The sequence below is a fragment of the Sphingomonas sediminicola genome (assembly GCF_049991885.1).
GTDB classification, from domain to species: domain Bacteria; phylum Pseudomonadota; class Alphaproteobacteria; order Sphingomonadales; family Sphingomonadaceae; genus Sphingomicrobium; species Sphingomicrobium sediminicola.
In genome coordinates, this window is sequence record NZ_CP178916.1 from 1,150,429 (window position 1) to 1,165,808 (window position 15,380).

Below are 15,380 nucleotides of genomic sequence, written 5' to 3' on the forward strand. Positions count from 1 at the left end.
TCGGCGGTGTCTTCCCGCCGTAGTCCCCCTCGCCTCCTGCTCGTGACCGGCATGTCCGGTGCCGGCAAGTCCAGCGTCCTCGACGCTTTGGAAGACATGGGGTGGGATTGCGTGGACAATCTCCCTGTGTCGCTGCTGAACAGTTTCGTTCACGGAAGCGGCGAGAAGGAATGCCGGCTGGCCCCGGCGGCCGTTGGAATGGACGTCCGAAGCCGAGGCTTTGACGCATCGGCGCTCACTCAGCTCATCCGATCGATCCACGGCGTACGAGGCGAGATCCTGTACCTCGACTGCGCCGGCACTGAGCTGATGCGCCGTTACAACGAAACGCGCCGGAGGCACCCGCTCGCTGCCGATCGTCCCGCCGAGGACGGCATTGCCCGCGAGCGCGATATCACCGCGCCGTTGCGCGCGGCAGCCGACAATATCATCGATACGACGGACCTCACGCCCACAGAGCTTCGTGACGAGCTCCGCCGCCGATATCCGAGCGACAGCGACGAGCCGGTGCTGACGATTGTCTCATTTGGGTACGCCCGCGGAGTCTCGCGAACTGCAGACCTGATGTTCGACATGCGGTTTTTGGATAATCCTCACTGGGTGCACGAGCTTCGCCCTCTGACAGGACTGGACATGCCGGTTCGCGAACACCTGGAAAAGGACCCGGCCTGGTTCCAGGCCATGGACCGACTTGAAGCGCTTCTCACCGACTGGATTCCCCGCTACTGGGCCGCCGGCAAAAGCTACGTCACCGTGGCTTTCGGCTGTACCGGGGGAAGGCATCGGTCCGTCCGCGCTGCGGAGGAAATGTCCGAACGGTTGCGGAGGGCGGGTTTTTCGCCAAATGTCCGCCATCGTGACCTGGCCTCGCAGCCGAGCGACACGATTGAGGAAGATCCGGGGCACGCCGCAGCCGATGTTTCTAGCGGCGATTCTGGAAGTGAGTTGAACGAATGATCGGATTGGTACTGGTGACCCATGGCCGCCTTGCGGCTGAATTCGTGGTTGCCATGGAGCATGTCGTTGGGCCGCAGGAGGCGATCGAGCCGATCTGCATCGGCCCGGATGACGACATGGAAGCCAGGCGTCAGGACATCGCCGACGCCATTGCCCGGGTCGACCGGGGCAAGGGCGTGATCATCCTCACCGACCTGTTCGGCGGAACGCCCTCCAACCTCGCCATCTCGTTGATGAAGACCGAGAACATCGAGGTAATCGCGGGCGTGAACCTGCCCATGCTCATCCGCCTCGAAGGCGCCCGCAAGGTCATGGGTGTCCACGCTGCGGTCGCTGCAGCGCGCGAGGCTGGGCGGAAATACATCTCGGTCGCTTCCGAGATCCTCGGGGAAGCGGCCGCTTGAACGCGCTGAGGCGCGAGGTCCAGATCACCAACCAGCGCGGCCTCCACGCGAGGGCGAGCGCTAAATTCGTTAATCTTGCCAGCGGCCTGGATGCGACTGTTGAGGTCGAGAAGGATGGAAACAAGGTCTGCGGAACCTCGATCATGGGCTTGATGATGCTCGGCGCGGCCAAAGGTGATTCGATCGTGATTTATGTCTCCGGCACGAATGCCGAGGATGCGCTCGAGAAGCTTGCGACGCTTGTCGAGGAGCGGTTCGGGGAAGAATAATGCCCCGCGAGGTCACCGCTTTCTCCAATGCGACCGTCAAGAGGCTCCGCTCCCTCCGCGACAAGAAAGCGCGCAAGGAAGAAGGGCTGTTCCTCGCCGAGGGTTTGAGGATCATCGCCGAAGCGCGGGACAGCGGCCGGTTGCCTGAAATCATCATGTTCTCGGCCGAAGGAGCACGCCATCCCCTTGCGTCCGAAATCATCGGCGCAACGGAAGCCGCCGGCGGCGACGCTATAGAAACGACGCCGGACATCCTCTCGAAAACATCGGGCAAGGATAACCCGCAAATGATCCTGGGCGCCTACGGGCAGCCGGAAACCATCCTGTCGGCGATCGACCGCTCCTCCGCACCATTATGGTTCGTCGCCCAGGCACTGCGCGACCCCGGCAATATCGGCACGATCCTGAGAACGGGCGACGCGGTCGGTGCCGGTGGGCTGATCCTTATCGACGACAGCGCCGACCCCTATTCCGTTGAGGCCGTCCGCGCATCGATGGGCGCGATCTTCACGCAGAAGGTCGCGAAAGCGCCATGGAGCGAGTTCGTGACCTGGCTGCGCGGGGGATCGGGCCAACTCGTCGGTACCAGCCTCAAAGCCACCAACGACTATCTCGAGGTCGAATACACGCGGCCCTGCTTCCTTCTGATCGGCAACGAGCAGCAAGGGCTGCCGGCAGCCTATGAGGAAGAGTGCGATACCCTCGTGAAGATCCCGATGGCCGGACGGGCAGACAGCCTCAACGCGGCCATTGCAGCGGCCGTCATGGCCTTTCAGGTTAGGGCAAGCTGGCGAGACCAATAAGGAACCGGCAATCAACTGCGAAGGCTGTTCCGGTTATGAAACTTTGGCTCGCACCCCTTTCCGCCCTGCTCTTGAGCGGCTGTCTCACCTATCCTCCGCCATCGAGCGCTCCTTATAGGGCCGTTGGACAGGAGCCGGGCTGGACCCTGGTCATCGACGAGCGCGACCTCACCTTCATTCCAGCGGGCGGACAGCCGGTGCGACAGCCGCGGCCGCAGGCGATCATCGGCATTGCCGGTGAGATCTATCAGACGCCGCGCATCGGCGTGAACATCGTCCATGCGCAGTGCACCGACGTCATGTCGGGGCAAGGCTATCGCGACCGGGTTCAGGTCGACATCGACGGACGCCGCTTCAATGGCTGTGGGGGCGATCCCGTAGCGCCCTCGGGACTGGCAGGCACCAATTGGCGCGTCGAAGCCGTGAATGGTCGCGTTACGCCTCCGCAAGGCCAGTATTACGTACAGTTCGAGGCCAACCGCATCGGCGCCAGGTTCGGCTGCAATGGCATGGGTGGAAGCTACAGCCAGAACGGCAATGTGCTGACGGTAGGTCCCTTGGCAGCTACGCGCATGTTCTGTCCCGATCCGGCGATGAGCTTCGAAAACCAGGGAGGCGCAATCCTCGCGCAGCCGGTGACGATCACCTCGAGTGGCGACCGCATGACGCTGAGCAATAGCGTCGGCCGGATCGACCTTCGCCGGACCTACTAGGCCAAACTACTCTGCTGCGATCTGCGGCTGCTCTTCGTCGTCGTTGTATCGCGGCAGCGCTTCGACGGGCTGCACGATCTCGATTTCGCGAGCTCCGGGCTCAATGTTGAGGTCGCGGAACTTGCGGGCAGTAACCAAAGATCGGCTCTCAAAAGATGAGACGAAGCTGTTGTAATTGTTGACAGCAGTGGTCAGCCCGCCGCCGACACGCTTGAGATCTTGCGCGGCTTTGGCGAGACGGTCGTAAAGCTCCTTGCCGAGCTCGCCGATCTGCCGTGCTTCCTTGGCCAGCTTTTCCTGACGCCAGACAGCCGCAACCGTGCGCGCGATTGCGATCAGGTTGGTTGGGGTCGCCAGAAGTACCCGGCGCTCGAACGCGTAATCCCAGAGCTTACTGTCCTGCTCCAGGGCAGCCGATAGGAAGTGCTCACCGGGGATGAACATCACGACATAGTCGGGTGCGTCGTCGAACTGTGCCCAATAGGCCTTGTTGCCCAAGGTGTTGACGTGATTCTTGATAGCTGCGGCATGGGCAGTGAGGTGCATCGCCCGCTCAGTCTCATCGACTGCTCCGAACGCATCCTGATAGGAATTTAGGCTGACCTTGGCATCGATCACCAGGCTCTGACCGCCCGGAACGCGCAGAGTGACGTCAGGCCTTAGCCGGCCGCCCTCTCCATCCGACTGGCTCACTTCGGTCTCGAAGTCGCAATGTTCGGTGAGCCCGCAGCTTTCGAGGACATTGCGAAGCTGCTGCTCGCCCCAGCGGCCGCGAGCCTTCGGGGCATTGCGAAGGGCGTTCACAAGCTTGGCGGCCTCCGCAGAAACCCGCTCAGTGCCGCTCCTCATCGCTTCGATGTGGCCGGTGAGCAGGCCGAAATCCTTGCGCCGCTCCTCCTCGACTTTCGTCACCACCTCTTCGTAACGCTGGAGACGATCATGAACCGGCTGCAGCAGTGCTTTGAGGCTCGTGCCGGCGGTTTCTTCCGACTGGCGGAATCGTTGGTCTGCCCGCTCCAGGAATTGTTTCTGCGCGCCCTCGAGGAGCTTGCCGCCAACTTCCGCGAATTGGGCCGACAAAGCTTCCCGCGCGGCTGTCAGCTCGGCGAGCCGCTCCTCAAACGCCCGCTCGCGCTCATCCTGTACTGCCTTGAGCGCCGCTAGCTCTTGCGCAGCACCGCGATTCGCATCTCGTTCCTTGACGACTTCATCCAGCTGCAGGCGCAGGCTATCAACGGTCTGCCTCGCGCCGACGCCGTCACGGCTGCCGATCAGCCAGCCAATTACAGCGCCGACTGCCAAAGCGGCGACAACGAATGCTACAAGCCCCACACCCATCTCGATTCCCCCACGGAACGAAATGTGAACTTACGACCGTCGGACCCGGTGCTCAAGCGGAACGTTGAGGGTCAGAGCGAGGAGAGAATTTCAATGTCCATCCGCAAGATGATCAGCCTTCACCCCGACGTTCACGGCCACGTGAATCAGCCACTAGGCGATGCCGTCCATCATCTGATGTACTGCGCGAAGATGTGCCTCAGCTGCGCGGACGCCTGCGCGGCCGAGAAGATGGACATGACGCAGTGCATTCGAAGCTGCCTCGACTGCGCTGATATTTGTGAGGCTGCATGCCGCGTCGGTTTACGCCGGACCGGGTCCAACGACGACGTTGTCCGCGAAGTGCTCGAACTATGCGCCCGAGTCTGCGAGGCCTGCGCCGCTGAATGCGAGAAGCATGACCACGAGCATTGCAGGCTCTGCGCGCAGATCTGCCGCGAATGTGCCGAGGATTGCAGGAATGCGGCGGCGTCGGTGACGCCGGTTATGGCCTAAGCCGCGACTTTTCTCTGCTTGGCGAGCTTGTTGAGAATCATGTTGCGCTTCAGGCGCGACAGATGATCGATGAACAGCACGCCTTCCAGGTGATCCATCTCGTGCTGGAGGCAGACGGCTAGCAGGCCCTCGATCTCTTCCTCGCGGACCTTACCGTCGAGTTCCATCCACCGGGCGCGGATGCGGTCCGGGCGGTCCACTTCGGCGAACTGGTCGGGCACCGACAGGCAACCCTCGGTGTAGGGCACATCCTGATCGGACGTCCGGAGGATTTCAGGGTTGATGAAGACGCGCGGGTCCTTGACCGGATCGCCGCCCTCCTCTTCCGGTTCCTGGAGGTCGATCACCAGCACGCGCTTGGGAACGCCGACCTGGATCGCTGCAAGACCGATGCCTGGCGCTTCGTACATCGTCTCAAACATGTCGGCGACGAGCGTGCGCAGTTCGTCGTCCACGCCTTCCACGGGCTTGGAGATCTCGCGTAGACGCGGGTCGGGAACTTCAACGATCGTTCGAATTGCCATGTCGGTGATTTAGTCTTTCAGCCCAGTCGCTTCAAGCAATGGGACGCCTTGCTCTAAGGGCCTGCGCGAGCGTGCCCTCGTCTAGATAGTCCAGTTCCCCACCCACGGGCAGGCCGTGAGCGAGCTGCGTGAGGCGGATCGGAAACTTTTCGAGCCGCTCGGCGAGATAGTGAGCGGTCGTCTGGCCTTCCAGCGTTGCGTTCATTGCCAGCACGACCTCTTCGATCCCTCCGAAATTCACTCGGTGAATTAAGCTGTCGATGGCTAAGTCCTCGGGGCGGACGCCTTCCAGCGCCGAAAGGCGGCCTCCAAGAACATGATAGCGTCCGGGGAATAGCCGAGAGCGGTCCAGCGCCCAGAGATCTGCAACTTCCTCGACAACGCAGAGGCTCTTCTCGTCCCGGCGCGGGTCCCGGCAGATGGCGCACGGGTCGGAGGTATCCACGTTTCCGCAGATCGAGCAGGTCGAAAGCTTCTCGGAGACGCGCTGGAGGGCCGACAGGAGAGGCTCCAGTGCCGTCTGGCGCTTCTTCATGAGGTGAAGCACCGCACGGCGCGCCGAACGGGGGCCGAGCCCCGGCAGCTTTGCCAGCGCGCCTGCGAGCGCCTCGATCTCTTCCGAAGCCATTGCAGCGGTGAGGTAGGCAAAATCCGTGGCGTCCGCCATAGGGCGCCGCAATGCGGATCATCTTCATGGGAAGCCCGGACTTTGCCGTGCCCGCGCTCAACGCGCTGGTAGAGGCGGGCCACGAGGTGGCGGCGGTCTATTGCCAGCCGTCACGACCCGCCGGGCGAGGCAAGGCCGACCGGAAGACCGCAGTTCATGAACGGGCGGACGATCTCGGTCTTGAAGTTCGCACGCCGAGGTCGCTGCGAAGCGAAGAGGAGCAGGCGAAGTTCGCAGCCCTTAACGCAGACCTTGCCGTCGTGGCGGCCTATGGCCTGATCCTGCCGAAGCCGATCCTCGAAGCACCTCGGATGGGCTGCGTGAATATTCATGCCTCGCTGCTGCCCAGATGGCGCGGCGCGGCGCCAATTCAGCGCGCGATTATCGCGGGCGACAAGAGAACAGGCGTCACGTTGATGCAGATGGACGAAGGCCTTGATACCGGCCCGATGTTGCTGGAATGGCCTATCGAAATCGATAGCAAGAATGCCGGGGAACTTACTGAAGAACTTGCAGTTCTCGGCGGACAGGCTCTCTGGCGGTGGCTCGCCGACACCGAACAATACCCACCCCGAGCACAACCTGCGGAAGGTGTTACCTACGCCTCGAAAATCGACAAATCGGAGACTCAACTCGACTTCACGCAGGACGCATACGCGGTCGAACGGCAGGTGCGAGCATTCAATCCACCCGGCGCCTGGTTCGAGTTCATGGGAGAGCGAATTAAGGTGCTATCTGCTGAGGTCGTACCGGGTAGCGGCCCGCCTGGCATCGTCGCCGACGATCATTTGAAGATTGCCTGCGGAGAACGAGCAATCAGGCCGATAGTCGTTCAGCGCGCCGGTAGAACGAGAATGCATCCGGATGAGCTGCTCCGCGGCTTCCCCATTCCCAAGGGAGCTCAACTCAATCCGAGAGGAAGCGAGTGACCCGCTGGCGTCTGACGATCGAGTTCGACGGCGGCCCCTTCATGGGCTGGCAACGGCAGGACCACGGTCCATCGGTCCAGCAGGCGCTCGAGGAAGCGATCCATCGGATGACCGGCGAGCTCATTGCCGTGCATGCCGCCGGACGCACGGATGCAGGCGTCCACGCACTGGCGATGGCAGCCCATGTCGACATCGCGAAGTCGCTCACCGAGCACCGCCTCCGCGAGGGCATTAATGCTCTCGTTCGACCGAATCCGATTTCGGTCACAGCAGTTCAACCCGTCGATGACAATTGGCATGCCCGCTTCTCATGTATCGGGCGCAAGTATCTGTATCGCATCCTTAATCGCCGTGCTCCGCCAGCGTTGGATCTCGGGCGCGTGTGGCACATCGCCGTACCGCTGGACGTCGAGGCGATGGCCGAGGGCGCGGCAATGCTCGTCGGCCGCCACGACTTCACGACCTTCCGATCGGTCAACTGCCAGTCGGATAGTCCGGTAAAGACGCTCGATCGGCTTGATGTGAAGCGTGTCGGCGAGGAGATTCACATCGAGGCGGCCGCACGGAGCTTCCTCCATCATCAGGTCCGCTCAATGGTGGGTTGCCTTGCGCTGGTCGGTCGGAACCAGTGGCAACCGAACGACATCGGTCGAGCGCTCGAAGCACGCGATCGCGCGGAGCTCGGCCTGAACGCACCGCCTGAGGGCCTATATTTCGTCGAGGCCGCCTACCCCTGAAGAAGCAGCTCGCGTGCGCGGGGCTGGCTCAGGAATTCCTGCGGGCTCGCGCTAAGGCCGTAGGCACCCGCGCAGAAAATCGCCACGAGATCGCCGACTTCCGCTCTTGGAAGCGCAACCTCATGCGCCAGCAGGTCGAGCGGCGTGCAGAGGCAGCCTGTAATCGTTGCTTCGCTGTCGGCTTCCGTTCCGAAGCGATTGGCCAGGGCGACAGGATAATTGCGGCGCAGGAGCTGACCGAAATTGCCGCTCGCCGCGAGCATGTGATGCAAGCCGCCATTGGTGACCAGGAAGGTCTCGCCACGGCTTTCCTTCCGATCGACAATGCGAGTCAGATAGACGCCGGCCTCTCCAACGAGCCAACGGCCAAGCTCGATTGATAAGCGGGTCTCCCCGAGGATTTTCGGGCGGCCTTCCAACGTCTTGGCGAGTGCCGTTCCTACGGTCTCGATGTCGAGAGGCTGGTCGCCCGGGAAGTACGGAATGCCGAATCCACCCCCGAGATTGACTTCAGGCGGAGGTGTTCCGGCCTGCTCCGATATTTCCGCGGCAAGCGCAACCGTTGCGGCCTGAGCTTCGATCAGCGCGTCCGCATGCAGCGCCTGACTACCGGCGAAGATGTGCAGGCCGCGCCAATCCGCCCCGGCGTCGATCAGCCGCCGAATAAGTGCGGGCGCCCGATCATGATCGACACCGAACTGGCTGGCGAGGCCACCCATCTTCATCCCGGCACCTTTCAGCGAAAACGGAGGGTTCACACGCACGGCAAGCTTTGGCGGCCGGCTTCCTTGAGCAGCAATGGCCAGAGCGCGTTCCCCCTCACCCTCACTTTCGAGGTTGATGGTGATGGCGGCTCGAATCGCGGTCTCGAGTTGCTGGTCCGTCTTGCCCGGGCCGGCGAAACTGATCGGGAGGCCCAGGTGCACGACCCGGCCGAGTTCGCCAGCGGAAGCCACGTCAAACCCGTCGATCTTGTCAGCAATCCATGACAGCAATGGCGTGTAAGGGTTTGCCTTTACGGCATAATGTAGTGAAATCTCAGGCGGCATAGCCGCCCGGAAGAGTCCGATCTTTTGTTGGATCAGACCCGCATCGTAGACGAACAATGGCGTGCCGCCCGCTTCGGCGACGAGATCGTCGGCGGTGCGTCCGCCAATCAGCAAGCGGCCCTCGACATCGGCTCCGAAGCCGGACGGGACGAGTCCCATCGCCTTCATGCGAATTCCTTCACGATCGCCGCCCGGTCAACCTTGCCGTTTGGCGAAAGCGGAAGAGCATCACGCCAGACGATCTCCTTTGGCTGCATATAGGCTGGCAGTTCCTTCGCGAAATATGCTCGCAGGCGTTCTTCGGCCCCTGCCCCCTTGGCGACCGCGATCAGCTTCACCGCCTGGCCTAACCGCTCTTCCTTTACTCCGATTGCCAAAACCTCGCTGACCGCTCCGCTGGCGAGAGCTGCTTCTTCGATCTCCGTCGGGCTCAATCGATTGCCGCTCACCTTGATCATCGCATCGTCACGGCCGCGGAAGCGGATGAGGCCGTCCTTGCCTCGAACCGCCCGATCTCCAGACCAGACAGCGGATCCGCCGTAGCGCGAGAATGACGGAGCCGGCTTGAACCGTTCGCCAGTCTTCGCTGGGTCGTTCCAATAGCCTTGCGCAACGAGAGGGCCGGCATGGACGAGTTCGCCCTCCTCTTCCGGCGCGGCTTCGCTACCATCCTCCCGGGCGATCATCACTTCGGCAAAGGGAATTGCAGTCCCGACGCTATCCGGATGCTCATCCGCCAGTGCCGGTTCAAGACTTGTCGAGCGAAAGGCTTCGGTTAGTCCGTACATCAGGTGCACGCGAGCTTCGGGGAAGAGTGAGCGCAGCTTCCGGAGGACCGTCTCCGGCAGATGCCCGCCGCTGTTGGTGAGAGTTCGCAGCGAGGCTCCCTCGCCCTTGGACCAATCCGCTTCAGCAAGCTGGATCCAGAGTGGGGGAACGCCCGCGAGAACCGTGACGTCATGGCGTCCAACCGCACGGACCACATCTCTCGGCAGGAGATAGTCGAACGCAATTGCGTGACCGCCGGCGGCCCAAGTCGAAAGCAGCTGGTTCTGTCCGTAATCGAAAGCCAGAGGCAGGACCGCCAGTGTCCGATCCTTGAGCGACAAACCGAGGTAATCCGCCACGCTGATTGCACCGAGCCAGAGATTGGCGTGGCTCAGCATCACGCCCTTCGGCTTTCCGGTCGAACCCGACGTGTATAGGAGCGCCGCAAGTTTATCTGGATTGTGGGAGGATGGCGGAAGGATTTCCTCGCCCGGCTGCCACTGTTCCATAGAGGCCAGGCTCGCCTCGGCGCGATCGCCAGCCTCGAGCGACTTCAGCCGTGCCTCATTGGCGATCAGCAGCCTCGCCCCGCTGTCCGCGAGGATGTGAGCCGCTTGCGCGCGTTTAAGGACGGGATTGATCGGCACGTGCATCAACCCTGCGCGGGCAGCGGCCAACGGTAGTACGCAGGCAAGTTTGGTCTTGCCCATCCAGCTCGCAATACGATCACCGGCTTGAAGACCTTGATCCAAGAGTGCCGCGGCCACCTGGCCAACCTCGCACTCGAGCTCTGCGTAAGAGAGCGTCTCTGCTCCCGCGGTCAGTGCCGGAGCATCGGGCGCGCCACGGCTCGTCAGCCGATCGAGCGGAAGAGGCGTCGGGTCTGGCGTCACGCCGCCGTCATCGCCGCCGGAGAGGCGCTAGGCAATGATGTTGCCGTAACAATGGCCTTCGACTAGGGCCGCGGGCGTGTTGAAAAAGGTCGAGAAAGCGCCCGACGAAGTCATCGCCGAGGTGACGCTTCGTGAACTGCTGTCCGAGGTTCTCGGGCTGGCCGAGGACCAGGTGAGCGGGTTTGCGGAGAGCACGGCCCTGTTCGGCTCGCTTCCGGAGTTCGATTCGATGGCGGTGGCAAACTTCCTGACCGCGCTCGAGGAACGGCTTGGGGTTCTCATCGAGGATGACGACGTCGACGCCGAGGACTTCGCCAGTTTCGGCAGCCTGCTGGATTTCGTGGAGCGGCTTCAGAGCCGCTAGTTACTCCGCGGCGAGCGCTTCGAACTCCTGCGCCGCCAGATATTTCTCCGCATCCAGCGCGGCCATACAGCCGGTTCCAGCCGCCGTCACGGCCTGTCGGTAGATCTTGTCCATGACGTCGCCACAGGCGAACACGCCCGGGATGCTGGTCTTGGTCGTACCGGTCTCGACTTCCAGATAGCCGTCGCTGTCGAGCTTGAGCTGCCCGTCGAACAACTCCGTCGCTGGCTTGTGGCCAATGGCGACGAAAGCGCCTTCGACGTCAATTCGTGACACTTCTCCGGTGAGGCGATTCTTGATGTCGAGGCCGATGAGGGCTTCGGGCTCGCCGCCGCCAACAAACTCGGTGACTTCCGAATCCCAGATGATCTTGATGTGCGAGTTGGCGAACAGCCGGTCCTGAAGGATCTTCTCCGCTCGAAGGCTGTCGCGGCGGTGGATCAGGGTTACGTCGTGGCTGTGATTGGTGAGGTAGAGGGCTTCCTCGACCGCGGTATTGCCGCCACCGATCACGGCGACGCGCTTGCCTCGGTAGAAGAAGCCGTCGCAGGTCGCGCAGGCGGAGGCGCCCCTGCCCTTCATATGCTCTTCCGACGGCAGGTTGAGCCACTTGGCCTGGGCTCCGGTCGCGATGATCAACGTGTCGGCAAAATATTGCGTGCCGCTGTCACCGGTCAGCCGGATCGGCCGGCTCTTCAGGTCGACCGCGGAAATGTGATCCCACACCATGCGCGTGCCGACATGCTCGGCCTGCGCCTGCATCTCCTCCATCAGCCAGGGACCCTGAATGACGTCGCGGAAGCCGGGATAATTCTCGACGTCGGTCGTCGTGGTGAGCTGGCCGCCGGGCTGGATGCCCTGGATGACGATCGGCGAAAGGCCGGCGCGCGCGGCATAGATTGCGGCAGTCAGGCCAGCCGGACCTGAGCCGAGAATTGCGACGCGGGTAGACATGGTATTGGTCATGGGAAGCCCGATTTAGTGCCTAAGCTGAATTAAACCAGACGCGACTGTTTCAGCGCGGCCTCTATGAAACCGGCGAAAAGCGGGTGCGGATCGAACGGGCGGCTCTTAAGCTCCGGATGGAACTGAACGCCGATGAACCATGGGTGGTCCGGACGCTCGACGATCTCCGGTAAACGGCCGTCCGGCGACATTCCGGAGAAGACCAGACCGCCCTTCTCCAGCGCATCCTTGTAATGGCTATTCACTTCGTAGCGGTGACGATGGCGCTCGCTGATCTCGTCCTTGCCGTAGATGCCGCGGACGACACTGTTGCCGTCGAGCTTGGCCGGATAGGCGCCGAGCCTCATCGTTCCGCCCAGGTCGCCACCTTCCGCGCGGGCCTGCAGGCCCTCGGGGCTCATCCATTCAGTGATCAGCCCAACTACCGGTTCCGATGTCGGGCCAAACTCGGTCGTCGAGGCTTCGCTGATCCCGGCGGTGTTCCGGGCGCCTTCGATGCAGGCCATCTGCATGCCAAGGCAGATGCCGAAGAAAGGAATCTCGCGCTCGCGGGCGAACTTTACCGAGGCGATCTTACCCTCGGACCCCCGTTCACCAAAGCCACCGGGAACGAGAATCGCATTCAGCGGCTCGAGCTGCGCTACGATGTCGGACTCCGGATGCTCGAAGATTTCGGCATCGATCCACTCGATGTTGACCTTGGTGCGATTGGCGATGCCGCCGTGGACCAGGGCTTCGCGCAGGCTCTTGTAGGCGTCGGGAAGGCCGACATATTTGCCGACGACGCCGATCGTCACTTCGCTCTCGTAATGATCGATGCGATCCATGATTTCGCGCCAGCGTGTCAGGTCCGGCGCAGGAGCATCCTTGATCCCGAACGCGTACAGGACTTCGTCATCGAGGCCGGCTTCATGATACTGAAGCGGGACGTCGTAGATGTTGCGAGCGTCGAGCGCCGGGATAACCGCGGATTTCCGGACGTTGCAGAACAGGGCAATCTTTTCGCGCTCAGATTCCGGAAGCGGCCGATCGCTGCGGCAAAGCAAGACCTCGGGCTGAACGCCCAGGCTGGATAGCTCCCGCACCGATTGTTGCGTCGGCTTCGTTTTCAGCTCACCGGCGGCGGCGATCCAAGGCACGAGTGTCGTGTGAACGCTGACCGTCTGGTCGCGACCGAGATCGTTCCGAAGCTGCCGAATCGATTCGATGAAGGGCAGGCTCTCGATATCGCCAACGGTTCCACCGATCTCGCAAATGACGAAATCGACGTCGTCCGTCTCCGCGAGCGCGAATTCCTTGATGGCATTGGTGACGTGCGGGATGACCTGAACGGTCGCGCCGAGATAATCTCCGCGCCGCTCCTTCGCGATGATGTCGCGGTAGATGCGACCGGTCGTAATATTGTCCGACTGGCGCGAGGACACGCCGGTGTACCGCTCGTAGTGACCGAGATCGAGGTCGGTCTCGGCCCCATCGTCGGTCACGTAGACCTCGCCGTGCTGATACGGCGACATCGTCCCCGGATCGACGTTCAGATAGGGGTCGAACTTCCGGATGCGGACCTTGTAGCCACGCGCCTGAAGCAACGCCCCGAGAGAGGCTGAGAGGAGACCCTTGCCAAGCGATGAGACCACGCCGCCGGTGACAAAAATAAACCGCGCCATGGGAGTCGGGGCTTAGGGGCGAACCGCTCGACCGCGCAACCCGCGATGCGAAAAAAATCTGGTTTCGGGCCCGTTATTGAGCGAGCGGGACCGCCGGCTGGCTCTGATTTTGCGTCGGCTGCGCTGGCTGCTGTTGCGGCGCCGCGGGTGCCGTGGTCGGCGCCGGAGCGACCTGGTTGGCGAGCGAAGTATCGACCTTGGTCGGCTCGCGCGTAGCGCCGGCAATCGCGGCAAGCACGATGGACAGCGTGATGAAGAGGCCGCCGAGGATTGCCGTCGAGCGAGTCAGGAAATCTGCTGCGCCGCGCGCCGTCATGAAGCCGGACGAGCTTCCTCCAACCCCCAGTCCGCCGCCTTCCGAGCGCTGCATCAGGATCACGCCTACCAGCGAAGCGGCGACGAGCGTCTGAACGATCAGAAGAAACTTGAACATGGCGGCCTTTCAGGGAGGTGCGGCGGGCATCTAGCGTTCGATGCCCGCCGTTTCAATGCCGTCAGCGTCTACTGCGCGGCAGGTGCCGCGACCTGCGCCTGCAATTCCTCGGCCGTCATTCCGATCACCACTTCACCGTTAGCTGCCGCTACTGCATTGCGAGGCAAGCGAACAAGGGCTCCGGATTGAAGCTTCAAGGTCACGAACTCGGCGTCGACCGCATCGATAGTGCCGACGACGGCGCCTGCGGATCCCTTAACGTTTGCTTCAGGAGCAATCAGCGCCGCAGCAGCCGCAAGGTTTTTCTCAACCTCGGCATTCAACTGCGCCTGGGTCATCCCGAACAGCAGCTTGCCCTCGTTCGGCGTAAAGCTAGTCTTGGGAAGCGCGACCTCATGCTTGTCGGTCTTGACGATGACGTTGCCGCCATCGACGCGAACGACCGTACCGACGGCTGCGCCGCTGGTGTCGATCACCTGCTGGCCAGCAGTCTGCGCAAAGGAAGGCGCCAGAGGCACCGCAGCGGTCAAAGACAGGACCGCAATCGAACGAAGAATGAGTTTCATGATCTCCTTCCCACAATGAACTTCAATCTTATCAATCATCTAATGATTGGAGGCTTGAACAGTCACCCGATTGATGCCGCCGCGATTACGATTGGCACGAATTTTTCGGCAGTCAGGCTTGCTCCGCCCACCAATGCGCCATCGACGTCGTCGACCGCAAAGATTTCCGAAGCATTCGAGGCACTGACCGACCCGCCGTAGAGGATGCGCACCTCGTTGCCCGCATCACCATAGGCGGCGACAAGCCGCTCGCGCAGGGCGCTGTGCATTTCGCGAATGTCGGCGGTTGAGGCAACCTTGCCCGTCCCGATCGCCCACATGGGCTCGTAAGCTATCGCAAACTTTGCCGGAACTCCCGCGGCCGCACCTTCACCATGCGGCAGCGATGCATCGAGCTGAGCTTGAACGGTGCTTAGCGCCTGCCCTGCCTCCCGGACTTCCAGGCTTTCACCGATGCAAAGAATGACATCCAGCCCGGCTCCTAGTGCAGATTCTGCCTTTGCGCGGACCTGCTGGTCTGTTTCGCATTGCCCGGCGCGGCGCTCGGAGTGGCCGACGATCGTCAGGCTCGCACCGGCATCCAGAAGCATCGGGGCCGAGACGCAGCCCGTGTGTGCGCCCTTAGCTTCCTGGTGAACGTCCTGCCCGCCGAATGAAAAGCCGGAAACAGACCGTACCGCCCGCTCGATCAGGGTTGCTGGAAGGCAGAGTGCGACATCGACATTTGATGATTCGGCTGCAGCCGATGCAATGCCCGAAATCTCCAAGATGTCGGCCGAGACGCCATGCATCTTCCAATTGCCAACGACATACTTCCGCCGAGCCATTCATCACCCCTTCT

General features: G+C 62.2%; 19 protein-coding genes. 9 read left to right on the top strand and 10 right to left on the bottom strand.

Going from position 1 to position 15,380, the window contains the following annotated elements:
• Positions 1-6: 6 nt before the first annotated feature.
• The 5 genes from rapZ to ACMC5O_RS05990 are packed head-to-tail and all read left to right on the top strand — an operon-like array spanning position 7 to position 3,146.
• A complete protein-coding gene (rapZ, locus tag ACMC5O_RS05970) occupies positions 7-957 on the top strand; it encodes an RNase adapter RapZ (protein WP_426693427.1) in 951 nt (316 codons plus the stop codon).
• Positions 954-1,361, top strand: coding sequence for a PTS sugar transporter subunit IIA (locus tag ACMC5O_RS05975; protein WP_187709530.1), 408 nt, complete (start codon positions 954-956; stop codon positions 1,359-1,361). Before rapZ ends, ACMC5O_RS05975 begins: the two co-directional genes overlap by 4 nt.
• A complete protein-coding gene (locus ACMC5O_RS05980) occupies positions 1,358-1,630 on the top strand; it encodes an HPr family phosphocarrier protein (RefSeq protein WP_187709529.1) in 273 nt (90 codons plus the stop codon). Before ACMC5O_RS05975 ends, ACMC5O_RS05980 begins: the two co-directional genes overlap by 4 nt.
• Complete coding sequence (locus ACMC5O_RS05985; protein WP_426693428.1) at positions 1,630-2,433, top strand: TrmH family RNA methyltransferase; 804 nt, start codon at positions 1,630-1,632, stop codon at positions 2,431-2,433. The genes ACMC5O_RS05980 and ACMC5O_RS05985 overlap by 1 nt, the downstream gene beginning before the upstream one ends.
• Positions 2,434-2,468: 35 nt before the next feature.
• Complete coding sequence (locus ACMC5O_RS05990) at positions 2,469-3,146, top strand: META domain-containing protein (RefSeq protein WP_426693429.1); 678 nt, start codon at positions 2,469-2,471, stop codon at positions 3,144-3,146.
• A 6-nt stretch (positions 3,147-3,152) separates the two neighbouring features.
• Here ACMC5O_RS05990 and rmuC read toward each other — a convergent pair whose 3' ends face one another.
• Positions 3,153-4,484, bottom strand: a complete 1,332-nt coding sequence (gene rmuC / locus ACMC5O_RS05995) for a DNA recombination protein RmuC (RefSeq protein WP_187709526.1) — start codon at positions 4,482-4,484, stop codon at positions 3,153-3,155.
• A 93-nt stretch (positions 4,485-4,577) separates the two neighbouring features.
• Here rmuC and ACMC5O_RS06000 point away from each other — a divergent pair, with 93 nt between their 5' ends.
• A complete protein-coding gene (locus tag ACMC5O_RS06000; RefSeq protein WP_187709525.1) occupies positions 4,578-4,979 on the top strand; it encodes a four-helix bundle copper-binding protein in 402 nt (133 codons plus the stop codon).
• On the opposite strand, the gene def is transcribed toward ACMC5O_RS06000, so the two are convergent.
• The gene (def, locus tag ACMC5O_RS06005) at positions 4,976-5,503 is read right to left on the bottom strand and encodes a peptide deformylase (protein ID WP_187709524.1); all 528 of its coding nucleotides are present in this window, start codon (positions 5,501-5,503) and stop codon (positions 4,976-4,978) included. The two genes, ACMC5O_RS06000 and def, sit on opposite strands and share 4 nt — an antisense overlap.
• Before the next feature lie 31 nt (positions 5,504-5,534).
• The gene (gene recR, locus ACMC5O_RS06010) at positions 5,535-6,131 is read right to left on the bottom strand and encodes a recombination mediator RecR (RefSeq protein WP_426693514.1); all 597 of its coding nucleotides are present in this window, start codon (positions 6,129-6,131) and stop codon (positions 5,535-5,537) included.
• 50 nt (positions 6,132-6,181) lie between these two features.
• On the opposite strand from recR, the gene fmt reads away from it, so the two are divergent.
• Both fmt and truA read left to right on the top strand, forming a co-directional pair.
• Entirely contained in the window at positions 6,182-7,099 is a 918-nt protein-coding gene (gene fmt, locus ACMC5O_RS06015; RefSeq protein ID WP_187709523.1) for a methionyl-tRNA formyltransferase, read from the top strand.
• The gene (truA, locus tag ACMC5O_RS06020; protein WP_187709522.1) at positions 7,096-7,836 is read left to right on the top strand and encodes a tRNA pseudouridine(38-40) synthase TruA; all 741 of its coding nucleotides are present in this window, start codon (positions 7,096-7,098) and stop codon (positions 7,834-7,836) included. The genes fmt and truA overlap by 4 nt, the downstream gene beginning before the upstream one ends.
• Here truA and ACMC5O_RS06025 read toward each other — a convergent pair.
• Together ACMC5O_RS06025 and ACMC5O_RS06030 are read right to left on the bottom strand one after the other, a co-directional pair.
• Entirely contained in the window at positions 7,827-9,053 is a 1,227-nt protein-coding gene (locus ACMC5O_RS06025; protein ID WP_187709521.1) for a pyridoxal-dependent decarboxylase, exosortase A system-associated, read from the bottom strand. The genes truA and ACMC5O_RS06025 overlap by 10 nt on opposite strands.
• The gene (locus tag ACMC5O_RS06030) at positions 9,050-10,546 is read right to left on the bottom strand and encodes an acyl-CoA ligase (AMP-forming), exosortase A system-associated (RefSeq protein ID WP_426693430.1); all 1,497 of its coding nucleotides are present in this window, start codon (positions 10,544-10,546) and stop codon (positions 9,050-9,052) included. Before ACMC5O_RS06030 ends, ACMC5O_RS06025 begins: the two co-directional genes overlap by 4 nt.
• A gap of 76 nt (positions 10,547-10,622) precedes the next feature.
• Here ACMC5O_RS06030 and ACMC5O_RS06035 point away from each other — a divergent pair, with 76 nt between their 5' ends.
• Positions 10,623-10,910 carry an acyl carrier protein gene (locus ACMC5O_RS06035; RefSeq protein ID WP_246444491.1) on the top strand — a complete coding sequence of 96 codons (288 nt, stop codon included), beginning with the start codon at positions 10,623-10,625 and terminating at the stop codon, positions 10,908-10,910.
• On the opposite strand, the gene trxB is transcribed toward ACMC5O_RS06035, so the two are convergent.
• The 5 genes from trxB to tpiA all read right to left on the bottom strand — a co-directional run bounded on the left by trxB (position 10,911) and on the right by tpiA (position 15,366).
• Positions 10,911-11,876 (bottom strand): thioredoxin-disulfide reductase, encoded by a 966-nt coding sequence (trxB, locus tag ACMC5O_RS06040; protein ID WP_187709520.1) that lies wholly within the window; start codon positions 11,874-11,876, stop codon positions 10,911-10,913.
• Between the two features lie 29 nt (positions 11,877-11,905).
• Positions 11,906-13,540: a CTP synthase gene (locus ACMC5O_RS06045; protein ID WP_187709519.1), complete on the bottom strand. Its 1,635-nt coding sequence runs from the start codon at positions 13,538-13,540 to the stop codon at positions 11,906-11,908.
• A gap of 73 nt (positions 13,541-13,613) precedes the next feature.
• A complete protein-coding gene (secG, locus tag ACMC5O_RS06050; RefSeq protein WP_187709518.1) occupies positions 13,614-13,973 on the bottom strand; it encodes a preprotein translocase subunit SecG in 360 nt (119 codons plus the stop codon).
• A gap of 68 nt (positions 13,974-14,041) precedes the next feature.
• Positions 14,042-14,539, bottom strand: coding sequence for a hypothetical protein (locus ACMC5O_RS06055; protein WP_426693431.1), 498 nt, complete (start codon positions 14,537-14,539; stop codon positions 14,042-14,044).
• 62 nt (positions 14,540-14,601) lie between these two features.
• A complete protein-coding gene (gene tpiA / locus ACMC5O_RS06060; protein WP_187709516.1) occupies positions 14,602-15,366 on the bottom strand; it encodes a triose-phosphate isomerase in 765 nt (254 codons plus the stop codon).
• Positions 15,367-15,380: the final 14 nt, after the last annotated feature.